The organism is Oceanispirochaeta sp., assembly GCF_027859075.1.
Classification (GTDB): domain Bacteria; phylum Spirochaetota; class Spirochaetia; order DSM-2461; family DSM-2461; genus Oceanispirochaeta.
Genome location: NZ_JAQIBL010000105.1, coordinates 1 through 18,741 on the forward strand (window position 1 = coordinate 1; position 18,741 = coordinate 18,741).

Here is an 18,741-nt window from a genome sequence, read left to right on the forward strand (position 1 = left end):
ACAATTTTTTCATGACTGTTAATAAGATCAATCATCTCTTCCACTTTTTCTCTGTCAAAATCGGCTATGAAATTCTGGATTCTTACCAGCTCCGAAGACTGATGAACATTGGTTAAATCCTTACCATACAAGAAATCCAGGTACTGCTTGAAATTTATGAAACCAAGTTTTTTTGCAAATTTGGAGATCTTTGATACAGAGCAGCCGCAGAACTCTGCTGCCTGTGTAATCCGTATGGTATCAACAGTTTTACTGTAGGTACTGAGAGTGTCATGTATCCTTTTCTCAAGTGGGTTTAATGTATTGAAATTAATATTAATCACTATAATATTACCTGCCCTAATTTATACAAATAAATTTAACACTCTTCTAGTCAATAGCACAAGCATAATAGAAAATTTTCCTATTAATACATCTATAAATATCTTTATTGGAATATTTTCCATACCATCCCTTGACGATTCACAAAAGTACCCATACAATTTTCTTAAAGTTAGAAAGTTTTCGAGATTAAATATTTTTTAATTTTCTTTAACAATTCAATCAGGAGGTAAAGTTGTTGAATTCTAAAACAATCTTAGATCAATTAACCGGAATCATTGCATCAGATCAGATAAACACAAATAAGGAAGATCTGTACGATGCTTCAGCTGACAGGTATAAAAAGTATGCGAAAGCAAGAAAGGTATTGGATGTTCCAGCACCCCTAGCCATTGTCTATCCCAAAAACAAAGAAGAAGTTAGTGAACTTCTGAAATATTGCAACAGCAATGACATCAATGTTATTCCCAGAGGTGGAAAAACAGCAACAGAAGGCGGTCTTGAAAACTGGAAAGAATCGACAATAGTCATTGATGCTCTGCATTTAGATAAGATTATGAAGATCGATCCCTATAATTCCCAGGCAACTGTACAGGCAGGTGTCGCCCTGCAGGATTTGGAAGACGAACTGAGAAAAATCGGCTGCACAACAGGGCACTCACCCCAGTCCAAGCCGGTGGCAAAATACGGCGGACTGGTAGCCACAAGAAGCATCGGTCAGTTTTCTACACTCTATGGCGGTATCGAAGATATGGTTGTCGGACTGGAGTGTGTTTTTCCTGATGGCACAATTTCAAAAATCAAAAATGTATCCCGACGTTCCGGTGGGCCTGATATCCGACACATAGCCATCGGTAATGAGGGAACCCTCTGCTATATCACAGAAGTTACAATCAAGATCTTTAGACACTATCCTGACAATAATAAGTTTTACGGCTATCTGATTAAAGATGTGGAAACCGGAATCAAGGTACTGCGCGAAGTCATGGTTAACGGATACAGACCGTCCGTTGCCAGAACCTACTCAGAAGAGGATGCGGCACAGCACTTCTACCATTTCCATGAAAATAAATGTGTTCTTCTGTTTATGGCCGAAGGTCCCAAAGGCATTGTTGAAGCCACAGGACATGGAATTGATGTAGCGGTTGAAAAATTCAATGAGGGAATCATCAAACAGGTGGACAGCCAGCTGATCGAAGACTGGTTCAATCACTTGAACTGGTCTCAGAAAGATATTGATGATGAATTCGACGGGATGATTAAAAATGATTCCCACTCCGGTTTTACGACTGAGATCTCCGCGGATTGGGAAACGATTCCCAAAATCTACAACTCTGTTCTTGCCAGAATCCGAAATGAATTTCATCGGGTTGATGATCTTACAATGTTGGGTGGTCACTCCTCCCACAGTTATCTGAATGGTACCAATATGTATTTTGTTTATAACTATAAAATACTCTGTGAACCTGAAGATGAACTGCTCATCTATCATCATCCCCTCCAGAAAATCATTGTGGAAGAGACTTTGAAAGCAGGCGGATCCATGTGTCATCACCACGGTATAGGAAAATACAGAAGTGAATGGACAAAGGATGAACACGGTTCAGCCTACTACATGCTTGAAAAACTAAAGAAAGCTTTTGATCCCAAGGGAGTTATGAATTTCGGTACTATTTTCCCGGAAAAAGAAGGATTGAAATATATCCAGTAAAACATATTGAAGCTAAGAGCTAACTGTATTAAACACGTTTTGTCTGCAGTGGATAGAAATTTAAGAAATTTTGTTTGCTGGTGATAAATAAATGAAATCAAATTAACTGGAGTAATTATGAAAAAGGAGAATCTTCGACGTTATTTTCAGTTCTTTTTAATTGTACTGGCTGACAAAAGTTCTGCCCTCATAGGTGCTTCAGTCCTTCTGGGCCTTGTATCAATCATGCCCGTGACATCTTCACCTGTTATGTTCTATGCAGTTATTGTGCTTCTGGGACTGGCAGGGGTAGTCATTGCAGTAATCTATAAAAGGATGAACAAGCCTGCTGAAGCAAAATTCAAAGCAGAAACGATTCAGGAAGCTTAATGAAAATCATCTGTGTTGTGAAGTTTGTGCCTGATGTGGATAACTTCAGCTATGATCATGAAAATCATATTCTGATTCGTGAAAACAGCAGGATGCTGATCAACCCGGATGATGCCTGTGCCATTGGATTCGCTCTTAAAATGAAGAAGAGAAACCCTGAAACTTTTATAGAAGTGCTGACAATGGCACCTCAGTCAATCCTTCCGCTTATTGAAGATATTCTGAGAGTAAATGTAGATATCGGAACGGTTATTTCTGACAAGCTCTATGCCGGCAGTGATACCTATGTGACGAGCAGAATTCTTAGTCGATATCTTTCCTCGGCGGAATATGACTGTATTCTGACCGGTAGTCATGCTATTGATGGCGATACGTCCCATGTCCCGTCACAGATTGCATCACTGCTGGGTTTGAATCAAATGTCCTGGATCTCCCAGATTGAAGAAGAGAGTTTTGATAATTCATACGCCTGTATAGAGGTAGAGAGTGAGAGTTCTGTAACAGCTTATGAAGTAGATCTACCGGCTGTTCTCAGTCTTACAAGGGAGAGCGGATACAGACTGCCTTATGTTAGGTATAAGAATCTAAACCTGGATGTTACAGACAGATTACACTGTTTAAGTAATGAGGATCTGGGTTTTAATGCAAGTGAAGTAGGCTTAAAAGGTTCACTGACAAAGGTAGTCCGAACTTATACGAAAAAATATCAGGAGAGGAAAAAGCTTGTGGTCGGTACCGATAAGAAAGGAATCGATACTGTTTTTAACTTCCTGAAAGAAAAGAGTTTCATCTGACATGAAGAGGACTTTGATTTATATAGAGCCTGAGTCTGTGCAGAATGCTGTGGATCTCCTGGGAACAGTCAGGCAGATCTATAGAGATGAACCTTATGAAACATTTGCTCTGGTGATAAACGGCGACTCTAGCAGCCTGTCTGGAAAATTCAATGTAATTCTTGAAGTTACGGATGAAAATATCAGTGATTTTGATCAGATCGCTGTTGCCGATATGCTTGTCCATATGCATCAGAAATATGGCTTCAGCAGCATTTTAATTCAGGCCACACAGTGGGGAAGAATGCTGGCACCGAGAGTGGCCATGATGCTGGATACGGGTATTGTTGCTGATGTGACTGAAATCTCCCATTCTGACGAAGGGCTTGAACTGGTAAGACCTGCCTACAGCGGCAGAATCATGGCGGGTATAAAAATAAAAGGCGATGGTCCTGTCATGATGACTGTACGTCCGGGCATCTTTTCTTATGCAGCAACAAATTCAGTAATGACAAGAGTCATTGAAGCTGAAAAACTGACATACAGAAACGGAGGAATCAGACAGCTTCAGAAGAAAAAGAAAACAATTGAATACGATATAAGTGACAGTAATATTCTTATTTCAGGTGGGGGTGGTATTTCAAATGATTTTGAAGCATTGGAACCACTGGCACAGGCTCTGGGAGGTCAGGTATCCGCCAGCAGAGCGATTGTAGATAAGGGCATTGTTTCCAGAAACTTTCAGGTTGGTCAGTCGGGGAAAACCGTCAGCCCCGGCCTCTATATTGCCCTGGGGATAAATGGAGCGATACAACATGTAGAAGGGCTTAAGAATGTAAACTACATCATTTCTGTCAACACAAATAAGGATGCACCGATTTGCAGTCTATCGGATATTGTGGTTGAAGGAGATGCAGTCACATTCATTAAAGAACTGATCAAAAAAATAAAAATGGAGAATGAATAGAATGAATGTAACAGATTTCAATATGGATTTCTTTTCACTCAAAGGTAAGAATGCCATTGTCACAGGGGGTAACGGAGGATTGGGACAGGCTTTTTGTACAGCCCTGGCCAAAGCTGGTGCCAATGTACTGGTTCCAAGTCTTGCCGATGATGATGGAACGACCCAATCCCTGGTAGAGAGCTGCGGAGTGAAGTACAGATTCCTGGAAGCCGATATCACGAAAGACGGCGAGTGTAAAAGAATCGTAGATGAATGTGTGAATACCTGGGGCAGCATTGATATTCTTGTAAACTGCGCTGGAATAAGTATTAATATTCAGGATGTCACTCAATATACCCGTAAGGAATGGGATAAAATGGTTTCTATCAACCTCACGGCAGCCTTTGAAATGATCCATGAGTCCTGTAAGTATATGATCAAGCAGGAAAGTGGTAAAATCATCAACATCGGGTCCCTTTTCTCGTTCCTCGGCGGCCAGTGGTCACCTGCTTATGCCGCGACGAAACACGGAATCATCGGTCTAACCAAAGCCATGTGTGATGAACTGGGACAATGGAACATACAGGTGAATGCCATTGCTCCCGGTTATTACGCCACTCCTTTGACAGAAATGACACGTAAAGACGAGAAGCGTAACGCTGAAATTCTTTCACATATCCCTGCCAACAGATGGGGTTATACAGCAGATTTAATGGGTGCAACCATCTTCCTGTCCAGTACAGCATCCAACTATGTCAATGGAACTGTTCTCACCGTCGACGGTGGATACATGATGCGATAATCAAAAATTAAGAATCAAAGAAGAGACTAAATATGAAAAACAAATACATCATTGCTATAGACGGAGGAACACAAAGTACCAAAGTAGCAATCTTTGATATCCTAGGAACAGAGATCTGTTCCCATACCGTGCAACTGAGACCAATGGACCTTTATGGTGACAGCCGGGCTGAACATCCAGATGACGACCTCTGGGACAGCCTGAAAGAGGCTTGCCAAAAAGCCTTTTCTAAGTTTCAGGGAGACAAAAATGACATTATAGGTGCCGGTCTCGGATCTATCAGATGCTGCCGTGCTCTGCTCAAAGAAGACGGAAATCTGGCAGCGCCTGTTCAAAGCTGGATGGATCTACGTCTGTCCAAACCTTATGAACATGAAGACGACAGAGTACGATTTGTGACGACGACAACCGGTTATCTGACACACAGGATGACCGGAGAAACCAAAGATACCAGATCAAACTATGTCGGCCCCTGGCCGATTGATTCCGCGACCCTGGATTGGTTTGAAGATCGAGAAACCTTTGACTCCTTTACGACACCGAGGGAGATGCTCTTTGACCTGGTGGATCCTTCAACGGTCCTTGGTAAAGTCAATGAGTCTGCCAGTGAAGCAACGGGAATACCCATGGGGACCCCGGTGGTGGCAACGGCTAATGACAAAGCGGTTGAAGGTCTGGGGGCCGGGCTTATTAATGACGGTACAGTCCTGGTTTCTCTTGGTACATACATCACTTCCATGATGGTTGGTGAGGAAAACAGGACTGACACAATTTCATACTGGAGCAACCCCGGAGCGACTCAGGGAGAATTCCTCTACGAAAGCAATGGTATTCGCAGGGGTATGGCAACAGTGACATGGATTAAAGATCTTCTGGGCAGCGACATTGTCAGAGAAGCAGAAATGAGAGGAAAGTCTCCTGAAGCATACCTGGAAGAACTGGCTACCGAAGTACCGGTAGGATGCGACGGTCTGTATACGGTTCTTCACTGGCTCGCTCGACCCGATCATCTTCATGAGAGAGGGATGATGATTGGGTTCAACGGAACCCACAAAGGGCCTCACATGTTCCGCTCCATTCTGGAGGGAATTGCCATGACGATGAAAAACAAGGCACAAGCCATGTGCGATGAACGTGGAATTGAGTTGACCAATATCGTTGTCAGTGGAGGTGGTTCCAAGGGAGATCTTTTTATGCAGATATTCGCAGATGTTTTCGGCGTACCTGCTCACAGAAATGCTGTCACCGGATCAGCCAGTTTGGGTGCAGCCATCTGCACGGCCCTGGCACTAGGCGTCTATAAAGATAGACAGGAAGCCATAGAGCATATGGTACGTCGGAGAGATACTTTTGATCCGATTCCTGAGAATGCAGTGCTTTATGAAAAAATAAACAAGATGGTATATAAGCACTTAGCCGATCAAAATAATGATCTATTAGAAAAGTCACACACAATTTTCAATAAGTAGTCCCATTTATACGTGAATAACGGCAACAGAACAGCATGTATTTCTGTTGCCGTTATTTATTCTCAGAATGACAGCCGATGAAAGAAGGATGTTGACTATTCTCTGAAGGACAACATTAAATTTCCAGATGACCGGAAAATTCGATAGGCACTGGAGAAAAGAGTCTTCAGGAACTGACTGAGCAATTCCATGTACCCTCCAGGTATCCCTCGGTAGGAGTTGTCATCTTATGAAATGCTGATATCCTCTTCCCGTTTCTTAAACTCTTCATGCTCCCTGCGTTCATCTTCATTCATATGGAATTTTTTATACTTCTTACCCGAACCGCAGGGGCACAGATCGTTCCGACCTGCACTTTTTAAACGATTGTGGAAATCTGATTCTTCCATTAGACACCTTCTTTTCAGGTAATTATCAATTAATTATACACTATCAGAGAATTATAGAGTGGTCATATAATATCTGCATTTCCCCCATTGAGTTTTGCAAGAGTCAATCTTGTTTTTCTCGGAACATCGATGTCATAGGGGCAGGAAACGGTGCCTGCTTCATCCTTCAGTTTCTGCTCATCCCATTTTTTTTCTTTAAAAATTGAAATGGCTTTCTCCTTTAATGAAAACCAGGGGGAGAGGCGCAGACGCAGAGCGTAATCTGCAGGATTATGTTCGAGGTAATCGATCATCTGTCGATCCACATATCCTTCAAGTCTGAAGAGTTCTTTTAGGGAAGGACTGCAATTCCCGCATTGACGGCAAACATATTTTCCAAGCTCGGGAGCCTCGGCTAAAAGAGTCTTCCCTTCGGCAGAAGTCATGGGACCCTGACATATGGCTTCAACCGCTTCATCAACATGCTGGACGGAGTTCATTCCGCATACTAACACATCCGGATTATTACTCATGGCATAGCGCATGGCCTGTGTCGGTGATCGATAAAGAAAACCGTCACCCAGTGGTTTCATGGCGGTAATGCCAATATTCTTTTCCCGGGCAAAAGGAAAGATATCTTCCTGTATTTCAGGCAGATACAAATCTTCGAGATAATTACACCAGATTAAAATCAGATCTATGGGCAGTTTTGTCATTCCCTCGATGTACATAGGAAGGTAATGGCTGCTGAGCCCGATGCCGCCGATCAAACCTTCATCCTTTGCCTTTAACATCCCTTCTAATGCACCTTTCGGGGCAAGGATTTTATTCAATTTTTCCTTGTCGGGTACTCCATGAAAATAGTAAAACTCGATGTGATCTGTTTTAAGATTGGTCAGAGTTGCGTCGATATCACGACGAATATCGTCGGCATTGTCTGCGCCGCTTTTACTGCAGAGGACAAATTGATCTCTTCGTCCTTCTAAAACTTTGCCAAGTTTTTTTTCAGAAGCACCATCTCCATAACTCCTGGCAGTTTCAATATAGTTTCCGCCATAATCCTGAAAACGATTCACAACATTCTCCACTATTTCTGAAGAGATCTCTACCTGATGAAATCCACCAAGAGCAAGCCTGCTGACATGATGACCCGTATTGCCAAGTTGTATTTTTGGTAAAATCAATTTCTGTTTTTCCATAAATCCTCCAAGATTTCATCAAATAATTATATATCATTTGAGCCATTCTGACATCTCTTAGCCCGGACTCACCATTTTTTTTCTTATCTTCTTATCATGCAAGGATGTAATAACATAGGGGGAACGTCTTCCAGCTAGACCTAAATCAGTAAGGCATCAGGAGCACAGAAGCTTAAAGGACTTGTCTGCGGGGAAATAGATCAGCTGAAATGGATAGTAATTCCGCTTATTCAAAGAGATAACTGGTCATAGAGAGTGTAATAGATCCCGACGGATTCTACTCAGAAAATCTGTATTTGGAAATCTGGTCCTCCTCCCCTGCATCATTGCCGATGATGTCAAGACTATGTAAAAAATTACTTCCCCGATTTCACCAGGAAAAAAGAATAATATAAATTTTTTATATATACCATTCATATTCTATTCATCCATTCAGGAAAAACTATATTACAATATCAATAACATGAAATCCTGTAGTTCATACCCTATGTCAAGAATCCGAAAGACCTGCAGGGAGACCGTTTATGAAGAGAAAACCACGTTTGAGGACTATCATCCAGGTCCTCTTCTTTGGCCTGATCGCCCTGATTGCTGTCAATCATACCCTGGTAGAATCAGGCGAAGGGATTCCCCTTATTGCGGGGGCCTCCCTTCATGCGGTCTGTCCCTTCGGTGGCGTTGTCAGCCTGTATCAGCTGGCAACAACAGGCACTTTTGTTAAAAAAATTCATGAATCCAGTCTGGTTCTGATGCTAATCGTCTTTGTTTCAACCCTATTGATGGGGCCTTTATTCTGTGGCTGGATCTGTCCCTTCGGGTCTTTTAAGGAAGGAATCAGGAGGCTGAGCAAGAAGATTTTCAAGAAAAAATATAACCACTTCATTCCCTACAAGTTTGACCGGATTCTCAGGTATTTACGCTATGTCCTTCTGACCATGATACTGGTCCAGACAGCATGCGTCTGTTTATAGCCCTGTATCTGGGCAGACCCTATACTTCCGAAGTTGACACGGCCCTGCCCCAGCCTGCATACAATATTCTCAAAAAAGAAGCAGGTCTGAATGAAGAGGAACTGAAAGCACTGGAAAAAGAGTTGTGGTTCTGGATTCAGTTCATGCTTCAGAAGCAGAAAATACCGATGATCATGATGAAGCGGTTCTTCAGGGAATGCTGGATCAGCTTTAATACGAATCATGCCCGTGACTAGTAACGGGCATGAATTCCATCATAGACCTTAGATTGCTCTTCAGGACTCTCGCAATAGGTTGTCACAATACATTTCAGTCCATCATGCCTGAGCCTGTCAAAGTAACCCAGTACGGTCTCCGGGTCTCCTACAATCCTTGTATGAAGAAGTATAGAGCTGTCTGCAAAAGCTTTACCCAGGACAGCCGGATCATTGGGTAGAGGATCTGTTTGATTTCCAACCGCTCCATCCGCCATGATCAGAGAAGGAATAGACTTTATCAGATCAGCTCTTCCTGACCAGTTTCCACAAGAATGGAATACTGGACCCTTGAAGCCCTCCGCGGCCCTCAGCATTGGCTTAATCGCAAAATCCTTATATGCCTCATCACTGAACATAAGAATGTTGTCATCGCTGAATCCCAGCCCTTCAAAACTGCGGCTGGAAGCAAAGCCGTGACCCGGACGAACAAGTGAATTCCCGATAAGATTCCGCTGCTTATCTATGAATTCTTTTTCCATCTGGCCTACAGTATTTAAAAGCTCTTTCAAATCATCGGGGTTATCAAACATTTCATACATAAAAGCCGTCGAATCCATGAGGTAGGAAGAAACGATATTCAGGGGTGACTGTGTATCTCCCAGGCTGATTGGAATTCTCCCTTTTGTCTGATCCAGGAAATATTCAATCATTTCAAGTACCTTTCTGCCCTCTTCACTCTCTGCCACAGTGCTGATACGGTGATCCAGAGCTTCCCGGGCTGTCATAAAGGGACCTTCTACGGCAGGGGCCTGTCCATCCTTCCAGAGATAAGGAACAGCAAAAGCACTGGAAACAACACCAATACCATACCAGGGCTCCAAAAAATTGGGGATATCCATTTTAAACGCCATGCTTTTTTTAAGAGCCGCCAGCTGCAGTTCCAAAGACAGAGTCCTGTCTGCACAGGCCCAGGAAAAAACATCGGGGACCCGGAAACGTCTATAGACAGCAACCCCTTCTGACTTCTCCCAGAATGCACGGCACCCCTCTAAGAGGGAAAATTCATAGTCAGAATATTCATCTATATCAAAATCCTGAGGTTTCATAGAGACGACCCTGGTTCCCTGTGAATCGGCAATGGACGTATTGAATTCATCTTTCATATAGTATTTGATCTTCCTCTTAATTCAATCTGCAGAGGGTATGCCCCCCGCAGATTATATAATTTACCTGGTCGGCATAATCAGATTTGGGATCGCCATGACCGCTTCTGGGACATAGGTTACGATAATCAGAACAAAAATCATAACAAGATAAAAAGGCAGCATTGTTTTTGCCAGGCGCTCTATTTTAACTCCGGAGATAGCACTACCTATAAACAAAGTACCACCCACGGGTGGAGTGATCAGGCCAATCCCAAGGTTGAATACAAGGAGAACACCGAAATGAACCGGGTCCATTCCAAGCTTCAGTACCACAGGAAGCAAAATCGGAGAGGCAATCAGAATAATGGACGACATATCCATGATCATTCCCAGGAGCAGAAGCATTATATTGAGCATCATTAAAATCAGGATTTTACTGGATGTAAGAGAGAGAATAAACTCAGCGACCAGTGCAGGGATTCTGAGATAACTCAGGACCCATCCAAAGGCTGTGGACAGTGCAATCAGAATCAAAACTATTGATAGAGTATTGATTGAGCGTTCCAGAATCTTCCAGAAGTTTTTAAGGGGTATTTCTTTATACACGAAGAAGGTGATAAAAAAAGCGTAAACAACAGCAATCGCTGCAGATTCTGTAGCCGTGAAGACACCACCGACAACACCGACAACGACAATGATGACCGTAAAGAGTCCTAGAATAGAATCTTTTGAAGCCACAAGAATATTGCGGACTGAAAAGGCATCCCCTTTGGGGTATTGTCTCTTTATGGAGATAAAAAAGCTGTAGATCATCAATGCCACACCCAGGAATATTCCTGGAATCATACCCGCGAGAAAGAGTCTTCCCACTGAAACACCACCAGCAACCATAGCAAATATAACCATGTTGTGACTTGGCGGAATTAAAAGTCCCTGAACAGAACTGGCCATCGTAACATTCGTTGAAAATTCCGCATCATATCCCTGCTTTTTCATCATGGGAATCATGATAGAGCCGATGGATGCAGTATCCGCTGTTGATGAACCGGAGATACCGCCAAAAAACATGGACGCAAGAATATTGACCATGGCCAATCCGCCGCGCAGCCAGCCAACCAGAGCATTGGAAAGTGTTATCAATCTGTTTGATATCCCCCCGGCTCCCATGATTTCACCAGCAATTATGAAAAACGGAACTGCCATAAGAGTAAACTTATTGACTCCTCCAACCATATTCTGTACCAGTTGCTCTAAAGGAAGCCCCAGATAGAAAATTGTACCTGCGGTGGATATCCCAATGGCAAAGGCAATGGGAAACCTGAAAAAGATCATGACAAGAAAAGACCCTACAAGAATAAGGGTGGCAATTGTTTGAGTATCCATTAGATCCGGGCTCCTTCTTCAAATACTTCAACTTCTTCAAGAACGGACAATTCCGTTTGAATTTTTTCTGTTTTCTCAAGGATACCGAAGAATTCCAGAACCTTTTCCAATGTCATTGAAAAGATAATAATTCCCGCAAGGGGAACAGAGAGATATTGCCAGCTTGTGGCTATCCGCAAACCAGTCAATCGACTCAGGCGCATAGCCCAGGTAAACTTAAAACCTACAATGATCATAATGAGCGAAAATGCCATGACAAATACAGTAGATATTAACTTCAGCCTGTTCACAGCCTTTTCCGAGAGGACCATATCCAAAGCGGTCATTTTCATATGTGCTTCTCTTCTGAGGGCAAGGCCGGAACTGATCAGGGCCATATAGGTAATACTTATTAAAACAACTTCTTCACCCCAGACAGGATGACTGTGAAGTACATACCTGCCGAAAACGACATAGGCCGTTATAACAATCGTTACAATAAAGAAGAATTTACAGGCGATCATTGAGATGTTATAGATTGAGTCAAAAAAACTCTTCAAAGCTCTTTTTCCACTACCCATTTAATCCTCCTAAAAAAAAAGAAAAGCAGAACAGATGTCCTGCTTTTCCATTTCATAATATTTTTAATTTGATATCACTTGGCTTTAATGGCAGCCATTTCGTCTTCAAGACCGACAATGTATTTGTTTACAACAGATTCTGTTGTAGCCTGCACTTCGGCGATATTTTTAACTTCAATGACAGTCGCTACTTCTCTGATTTTACTGATCAGCTCTTCGTCCACTCTGGCAGCATTCTTCTTACAGAAGGCCTGTGCAGCAGCGGCAGCTTCCATCAATACATCCTGCTGAGCCTTAGACATCTCATTCCATACGGCTTCAGACATAAGAACAACACCAGGGCTGTAGGTATGTCCATCCAGAATATAGTAAGGACTGACTTCATAGAATTTATTACTATAGTAACCTGCGAAGGGCTGTTCTGCTCCATCTACAACACCTGTAGACAGTGAAGAGTAGAGTTCACCCCAGTCAATGGGTGTGGGTTCGATTCCCAGAGCTTTAACAGTGTCAGTCATGACCTGTGTCTTGGGCACTCTCATTTTTCTTCCTTTAAGATCGGCCATACCAGTCATTGGATCAGAAGTAAAAAAGTTTCTGGCTCCTTCTTCTGTATAGAAAAGGGCAACCATTTTAGATCCGACTTCCTGTGGTTCTGATAAGTAAGACACTCCAATTTCACTCTCAAGAACAGACCAGAGGTGAGCTCTGTCCCGAAATGTATAGGGCATGCTGAAAAGGGTTAATTTATTGATATTATAATCGCTCAGTGAATTCGTGTTCCCTCTGAACATATCAATGGATCCACCACCAACCTGAAGAGCCTGCATAGATTCTTTTTCACTTCCAAGAATACCCGAGGTAAAAACCTGGATTTTCATGGCACCGCCGCTCAGTTCTGCGACTTTATCGGCAAAATAATAACCGACATCTGAAAGGGGATGTCCATCGGGGTTCAATTCTGCATAAGTTAATGATAACTCTGCAATTTCTCCCTCGGCAACTTCCTCGCTCTGTCCATTTGCCCACACCATCGTAGACATGATCATAAGAATAGCTGTGAATAATACAATTCCTTTTCTCATATAAGAATCCTCCATTTTAATTTATGTCCGAAGACCTTTAAATCCTATAATGGGAATTCCGTATCCACTCTATCGTTTGTCCTGAGATGCTATTGAATTGTATGAATCAGCTATGGAATTGTGCTTTAATACTATCCAATTGCACTAATTCCATTTTTTATGCTTTGTTTTTAGCGTTTTTATATTGGGTTGGTGTCATTCCTGTTTGCTTCTTAAAAAGAGTACTAAAGGAATTGGGTGTCTGGTATCCTACATCAAAGGCGATTTCCGTCACCGATTTATCCGTTGTATTGAGCAGGTTTTTTGCCTGATCCATGCGGATGGTTGTGAGGTATTCAGAATAGGAAGAACCGCTGCTTTTTTTAAAAACCGACTTAAAGTAAGATTCACTGATGCAGACAGCCTCCGCCACATCTTTGACAGAAATGGCTTCAGAGAAATGCAGATTGATGTATTCCTTTGCTTTTATTACCAGAGTTTGAGTTCTGTTTGAATGAGACCTGGAGACTATGTCAATCATTTCTGACGCTCTTGAAATTAACCACTCCTCCATCTGTGCCTGGCTTCGGATAATGGCCACTTCTGCAAATAGTCTTTTACTTAGAATCAACAGGGCATCCACCTCCCCTCCTCCGGAGATGGCTGATTCGATCATGGTACCCAGAAGTTCATAGACACGGACTCTTAGAAGATTCTCAGGTTCTCCTCCATATTGAAGGAGCTTGGAAATATATAACCTCAGCTGCTTCTCCAAATTGTCCTGGTCACCCATCCTGATAGTAGTCAGAAATGCATTTTTCTCTTTCATTGGATATTCATTTTGAATTTCATGATCCTGAATATCGGCAATATGTATAACCTGGCCACCCTTTATACCATAAGCAAATTCCACAGCATTAAGGGCTTCATGGTAGGAATTTTTAAGATCTGAAAGACCGCTATAGGAACGGCCAATTCCGATATTTATATAATTATTTGTTTTGATTGATGATTTGACGGTCTCACAGATTCTTATTGTTTCACTATGACTGTTCTCGGAAGATACATAGAGGCACAGTCCCAGCATGTCTGTTCCAATAGACATTAAAATAAAATTATTTTTACCGACAATGTTTTCAAGGAGTGAAGAGATTGCTTTGACAGAGGAATCATTGGTGAAGCGAAATATTGTCTGATGTTCATCCCTGTCCTGTTCTCTCATGACAATGAATGTATTGATATCACTGGGAATCTGTAGAAGCTCCAGCATTTCCGAAACCTGCTGATGCATATGAACATCGATAGAGAAATCCTGAATGAGATCCTCTCTGATATAGGAAACAACCTTCTGCATCCTCTTTCTGCTTTCTTTTATATCCAGGGCCACTCCTGATCCCAGAAAGGAAACACTTCCCAATGATCCAACGTAATAGATCCACCACTGCTGCAGCAAGGCTCCTAAAAAAAAGGAGAGACCAAAAATCAACTTACCCGTATTATACAAATATACTTTTTTCATACTGATCTTTTTGTTTTGACTATAAAGATTGACCCTGTGCATTTTATTCACAGAGTCGATTATCAGTACCAACGCCAGAATCATATAGACAATAATTGTGACCTCTCTTCCATAAAAGGGCGCGGTCATCTGGGGAGTGACGGTATCATAGGCATTAAAGCTGCCGATTGTAAAAATGGGAGCGGAGCCCACTGTAGTCAAAACATTGAAGATACAATAGACGGTACCCAGAAACGCTCCCATAACAAAGAGAATCCCAGACCGTTTCTTCTGTTCCTCCTCAGGGCGGGAAAAGTCTGCCAGAATGACCATGGGAATCGTAATTGTACTGAAAAGCAACGAGCGGATATTATTTATAATCAATGGAATGGGATGAGGACCGGATAATATCTGCAGGGGCCTGCCAAAGAGAAAGATACAAAATGAGATGAGAAAAATTGTAAAATGCTTCTTCGAACTGGATTGAGATTCTTCAATTAAAGCAAAGTAGAGGAAGTAGATAAAAAGAAAAAGACCCGAAACAAAGGGACTTATGATATTTCCAACGATTTTCAGTACAGGCATAGTGAGGATAATAATAGCATAACAATCTTCAAATTGTCATAAAGAACATGACACTAGGAAAAGCCTTTCGTATGAGCTAATAAAAAAAGAGCAGCCCTGGAGCTGCTCTTGATAAAAGTGAAAACAGATCAACCCCGGTTTCGTCCTCTCCCCTGGGATGTCCCAGCGGTGCTGGAAACCTGGCGCTGAAACGCCCGTAGGTGATTCTGGGATGCATTTTTCAACAGAGTAAAGACTTCGGCCACATCTTCAGGAAGATCCTGTTTCAGGAATTTCTCATACATGGCAATATTATTGATCTCTGCCTGAACGGCAATTTCTGCTGCTTCCCGGAGAGTCTCGGGCAGAACGATGTGGTCTGCTGTATTGATAATAGGAACACTGATTTGATAATCTTTGTACAGTCCCTCCAGCCAGGAGATATGTGTTTTCTCTGATTGGGCTATATTCGAATAGGGCCTGGTCAATCCGAACTCTTCCATGAGGGCCTCATATTCGGCCAGAGCCATATGTTCATCTTCCAATGCATATTGCAGCATCTCTTTCAGAGAATAATCAGACTGATTTTCTGCACCGGCTGATCCGAAATCACCGGCAAACACCATTCCATTTAAAATGACCAAACCAGCAAATGCTAATGATAAAAAATTCTTGTTCATATTGAACCTCCGTATCTTTGATATTGAAACAATACACAGTAAAAATAAATAAAATATAAACGATATATAGTTATTTATGAATATATTGAAAAATGGTCTTGCATCTTGTTTTAAAACATATTATTTTTCATATATATTAATTATGGAGATTTTTAATGATGAAAATTCTTTCTTTCCTGCAAAAGAATCTCAGTTGGACAGTACCTCTCTTTATGGCCGCCGGATTTTTAACAGGCATTGCTCTCGATGATCCTGATCCCTTAAAAAACATGATACTGCCCCTCACCTTCCTTATGGTATACCCCATGATGGTGACGATGCAGTTCAAAAAAATATTTGAGGGGGGAGATATAAAAGTACAGCTGGTCACACAGCTTATCAATTTTGGCCTCATCCCCTTTATTGCCTTCTTCATAGGAAAGGTATTCTTTGCAGACCAACCCTATTTTGCATTGGGATTTCTGCTTGTGTCTCTTTTACCGACCTCAGGTATGACCATTTCATGGACAGGAATGTCCAAGGGAAATATGGAAGCCGCTGTTAAGATGACAGTCTTTGGTTTATTGATCGGGTCTCTGCTGACACCCTTCTATATTCAAACCCTCATGGGAGCAACCATAACCATTCCTGTTGTGAAAATATTCACCCAGATTTTAGTGATTGTTCTATTGCCCATGCTCCTGGGGAGTCTGACTCAGACCCTTCTCATTAAAAGATATGGCACAGAAAAGTATCAAAAACAGATCAAAAAACGTTTCCCTCCGGTATCATCGCTAGGGGTTTTACTCATGGTCTTCGTTGCCATGGCTTTAAAGGCAAAATCCATCATGTCTGATCCTGTCTCATTTATATCCCTGATTCCACCGCTCCTTATCCTTTATATACTGAATATCCTGATCAGCACCATTATCGGAAAAACATTCTTCAACAGAAGAGACGGTCTTGCCCTGGTGTATGGAACCGTATTGAGGAATCTTTCCATCGCTCTGGCCATAGCTATGACATCCTTTGGAAAAGAGGGGTCCCGAATTGCCCTGGTGATTGCATTGGGTTACATCATTCAGATACAGATTTCAGCATGGTACGTAAAACTGTCTCCCAGGATCTTCGGTGATCCTGGAGATGAATCAAATGAAAAAAAGATTCTCCAGGAACAGAAAAACTGAGAATCAGGGCAGGTTTTTATCCAGCTCCGCCTTCAGTGATTCATAGGGATAAGCGCCTTGAAGGCGCATCAACTGTTTGCCTTTATGGAACAGCATGATGGTCGGAATGGACTGGATGGAGTATCCGGCAGCAAGGGACTGTTTTTTCTCTGTATCGATTTTAACGGCAACAATCCGGCCTTTGTACTCCTTCGCCAGTTGAGCAATGATTGGGCTTACCATTTTACAGGGACCGCACCAATCGGCATAAAAATCCACCAGAACAGGCAGGTCGCTTGTATTGATCAGATCCTCAAAATTGGGGGGGAAATCAGACATATGAACTCCTTATACCCGTAAAATAAGGGATGGAAAGGACGGGGGCAAGAAAAGAATATAGAAACTTTCCCGGATGGGGACAAATTGCTTATAATGAAGGCAGGATATTCTTGAATAAAGAGCAGACTGTTTGTGTACACTTGAGTTCTATTGTTCATGTCCCAAACAAACACGGCATCCTCTGGAATGAACAGGGAGACCTGTTGTAAACTGCCTCCTGTGTGAGGAACCCATGAAAGAAGAAGATTTAGAACGGGTCAGCGGCGTATCCCGCTACCATGAACGCATGTGGATAGAGAGGGATGATCAGGACAAAATCAAGCAGGTCTATGACGGCGAACTCAAACCCATTGAGACGATGATGCTTTACCGCTCTTTTGAATGTGAAACCCAGGAGAATGGCTTTCTTTACAAGGGAGAGTTTATCGAACTGGAAAATGCCCGGGAATACGCCCGAAAACGCTCCCAAGGGTATCAACGCCGGAATTACGGACATACCAGAGAGGAGGTACTGTAAAGACAGCCCCCCCCTCTTATAGAGGAAGGAAACTATCTTTTCACACGGCCTGTTATGCTTCCATTTTTCTGAGCCATCACTTCTTCATAACTGGAGTAATTAAAGTCCCCTTAGATGGAATGACAGAGACAGGACGAGGCCACTGCAAATTCCAATGCATCCCTGGGTGAATCTTTAAAATCCCCGCTGAGTCCGTAAATCAAAATGTCAGACCTGATCCATCCCAACCCCTCCTTCAGCTGGTTGAGAGAGATTGCTGATCCCTATATGAATGAGTTTCACAATCAGGTGAACGAGACCCTGCATCTGGCGGTGCTTAAGAATGACGAACTCTATTATCTGAATAAGTGGGATACCAGCCGCAGCCTCAGGGTTGTGATACAGTCCCGCACAGGAGGGCACGCTCCCCTGCACTGTACAGGCCTGGGAAAGATGCTTCTTGCGGGACAGGAACAAAGTTATCTGGATGAGGTGATTCCCAAACTCAAATTTGAAGGCTTCACAAAAAATCAAAAAGTCATTGCCGCGATCAGTATTACCGTGCCCCAGGTGCGCCTTACCCCGAAGAGGAAACCAGAATTGCTCAATGAAATAAAGGATATAGCCGGAAATATTTCAGATGAGATTCGAGGGAATGAGGGAAACCTGTATCAGAGATGATCTGAGTCTCTTTTCAGGCAGGGTTCCCCTATTTGTGTCTTCTGAGCCTTTGATGCAATA

General features: G+C 42.5%; 21 protein-coding genes. 11 read left to right on the forward strand and 10 right to left on the reverse strand.

Annotation, left to right across the window (positions count from 1 at the left end; all coding sequences use genetic code 11):
- On the reverse strand, positions 1–323 hold a 323-nt coding region (locus PF479_RS05845; protein ID WP_298003450.1), incomplete at its 3' end, for a hypothetical protein.
- A gap of 236 nt (positions 324–559) precedes the next feature.
- On the opposite strand from PF479_RS05845, the gene PF479_RS05850 reads away from it, so the two are divergent.
- From PF479_RS05850 to PF479_RS05875, 6 genes are all read left to right on the forward strand, one after another.
- Positions 560–2,032 carry an FAD-binding oxidoreductase gene (locus PF479_RS05850; protein WP_298003453.1) on the forward strand — a complete coding sequence of 491 codons (1,473 nt, stop codon included), beginning with the start codon at positions 560–562 and terminating at the stop codon, positions 2,030–2,032.
- Between the two features lie 117 nt (positions 2,033–2,149).
- Positions 2,150–2,401 (forward strand): hypothetical protein, encoded by a 252-nt coding sequence (locus PF479_RS05855; protein ID WP_298003457.1) that lies wholly within the window; start codon positions 2,150–2,152, stop codon positions 2,399–2,401.
- Positions 2,401–3,195, forward strand: coding sequence for an electron transfer flavoprotein subunit beta/FixA family protein (locus PF479_RS05860; protein WP_298003460.1), 795 nt, complete (start codon positions 2,401–2,403; stop codon positions 3,193–3,195). Before PF479_RS05855 ends, PF479_RS05860 begins: the two co-directional genes overlap by 1 nt.
- A gap of 1 nt (position 3,196) precedes the next feature.
- Positions 3,197–4,141, forward strand: coding sequence for an electron transfer flavoprotein subunit alpha/FixB family protein (locus PF479_RS05865; protein ID WP_298003462.1), 945 nt, complete (start codon positions 3,197–3,199; stop codon positions 4,139–4,141).
- 1 nt (position 4,142) lies between these two features.
- On the forward strand, positions 4,143–4,922 hold the full coding sequence (locus PF479_RS05870; RefSeq protein ID WP_298003465.1) for an SDR family oxidoreductase: 780 nt from the start codon (positions 4,143–4,145) through the stop codon (positions 4,920–4,922).
- Between the two features lie 32 nt (positions 4,923–4,954).
- Positions 4,955–6,391, forward strand: a complete 1,437-nt coding sequence (locus tag PF479_RS05875; RefSeq protein ID WP_298003467.1) for an FGGY-family carbohydrate kinase — start codon at positions 4,955–4,957, stop codon at positions 6,389–6,391.
- Between the two features lie 227 nt (positions 6,392–6,618).
- Here the strand turns inward: PF479_RS05875 and PF479_RS05880 are convergent, their stop codons facing one another.
- On the reverse strand, positions 6,619–6,780 hold the full coding sequence (locus PF479_RS05880) for an SEC-C metal-binding domain-containing protein (protein WP_298003470.1): 162 nt from the start codon (positions 6,778–6,780) through the stop codon (positions 6,619–6,621).
- Positions 6,781–6,842: 62 nt separating this feature from the next.
- Positions 6,843–7,958, reverse strand: a complete 1,116-nt coding sequence (locus tag PF479_RS05885) for an aldo/keto reductase (RefSeq protein WP_298003472.1) — start codon at positions 7,956–7,958, stop codon at positions 6,843–6,845.
- A gap of 524 nt (positions 7,959–8,482) precedes the next feature.
- Between PF479_RS05885 and PF479_RS05890 the strand changes: the two genes are divergently transcribed.
- Positions 8,483–8,929, forward strand: coding sequence for a 4Fe-4S binding protein (locus tag PF479_RS05890; RefSeq protein WP_298003475.1), 447 nt, complete (start codon positions 8,483–8,485; stop codon positions 8,927–8,929).
- Entirely contained in the window at positions 8,914–9,165 is a 252-nt protein-coding gene (locus PF479_RS05895) for a hypothetical protein (protein WP_298003477.1), read from the forward strand. Before PF479_RS05890 ends, PF479_RS05895 begins: the two co-directional genes overlap by 16 nt.
- On the opposite strand, the gene PF479_RS05900 is transcribed toward PF479_RS05895, so the two are convergent.
- The 6 genes from PF479_RS05900 to PF479_RS05925 all read right to left on the reverse strand — a co-directional run bounded on the left by PF479_RS05900 (position 9,162) and on the right by PF479_RS05925 (position 16,020).
- A complete protein-coding gene (locus PF479_RS05900) occupies positions 9,162–10,289 on the reverse strand; it encodes a uroporphyrinogen decarboxylase family protein (protein ID WP_298003480.1) in 1,128 nt (375 codons plus the stop codon). The two genes, PF479_RS05895 and PF479_RS05900, sit on opposite strands and share 4 nt — an antisense overlap.
- A gap of 63 nt (positions 10,290–10,352) precedes the next feature.
- On the reverse strand, positions 10,353–11,654 hold the full coding sequence (locus PF479_RS05905) for a TRAP transporter large permease (protein WP_298003483.1): 1,302 nt from the start codon (positions 11,652–11,654) through the stop codon (positions 10,353–10,355).
- Entirely contained in the window at positions 11,654–12,214 is a 561-nt protein-coding gene (locus PF479_RS05910; RefSeq protein WP_298003486.1) for a TRAP transporter small permease, read from the reverse strand. The genes PF479_RS05905 and PF479_RS05910 overlap by 1 nt, the downstream gene beginning before the upstream one ends.
- A 74-nt stretch (positions 12,215–12,288) precedes the next feature.
- On the reverse strand, positions 12,289–13,299 hold the full coding sequence (locus PF479_RS05915) for a TRAP transporter substrate-binding protein (RefSeq protein WP_298003489.1): 1,011 nt from the start codon (positions 13,297–13,299) through the stop codon (positions 12,289–12,291).
- Positions 13,300–13,456: 157 nt separating this feature from the next.
- Positions 13,457–15,361 (reverse strand): helix-turn-helix domain-containing protein, encoded by a 1,905-nt coding sequence (locus PF479_RS05920; RefSeq protein WP_298003492.1) that lies wholly within the window; start codon positions 15,359–15,361, stop codon positions 13,457–13,459.
- A 128-nt stretch (positions 15,362–15,489) separates the two neighbouring features.
- Positions 15,490–16,020 carry a DUF2202 domain-containing protein gene (locus PF479_RS05925; RefSeq protein WP_298003494.1) on the reverse strand — a complete coding sequence of 177 codons (531 nt, stop codon included), beginning with the start codon at positions 16,018–16,020 and terminating at the stop codon, positions 15,490–15,492.
- 155 nt (positions 16,021–16,175) lie between these two features.
- Between PF479_RS05925 and PF479_RS05930 the strand changes: the two genes are divergently transcribed.
- Positions 16,176–17,186 carry a bile acid:sodium symporter gene (locus PF479_RS05930; RefSeq protein WP_298003497.1) on the forward strand — a complete coding sequence of 337 codons (1,011 nt, stop codon included), beginning with the start codon at positions 16,176–16,178 and terminating at the stop codon, positions 17,184–17,186.
- Positions 17,187–17,189: 3 nt separating this feature from the next.
- Here the strand turns inward: PF479_RS05930 and trxA are convergent, their stop codons facing one another.
- Positions 17,190–17,504, reverse strand: a complete 315-nt coding sequence (trxA, locus tag PF479_RS05935; RefSeq protein ID WP_298003500.1) for a thioredoxin — start codon at positions 17,502–17,504, stop codon at positions 17,190–17,192.
- 232 nt (positions 17,505–17,736) lie between these two features.
- Between trxA and PF479_RS05940 the strand changes: the two genes are divergently transcribed.
- Together PF479_RS05940 and PF479_RS05945 are read left to right on the forward strand one after the other, a co-directional pair.
- Positions 17,737–18,021, forward strand: coding sequence for a hypothetical protein (locus tag PF479_RS05940; RefSeq protein ID WP_298003502.1), 285 nt, complete (start codon positions 17,737–17,739; stop codon positions 18,019–18,021).
- A gap of 204 nt (positions 18,022–18,225) precedes the next feature.
- Positions 18,226–18,681: an IclR family transcriptional regulator C-terminal domain-containing protein gene (locus tag PF479_RS05945; RefSeq protein WP_298003504.1), complete on the forward strand. Its 456-nt coding sequence runs from the start codon at positions 18,226–18,228 to the stop codon at positions 18,679–18,681.
- Positions 18,682–18,741 lie beyond the last annotated feature (60 nt).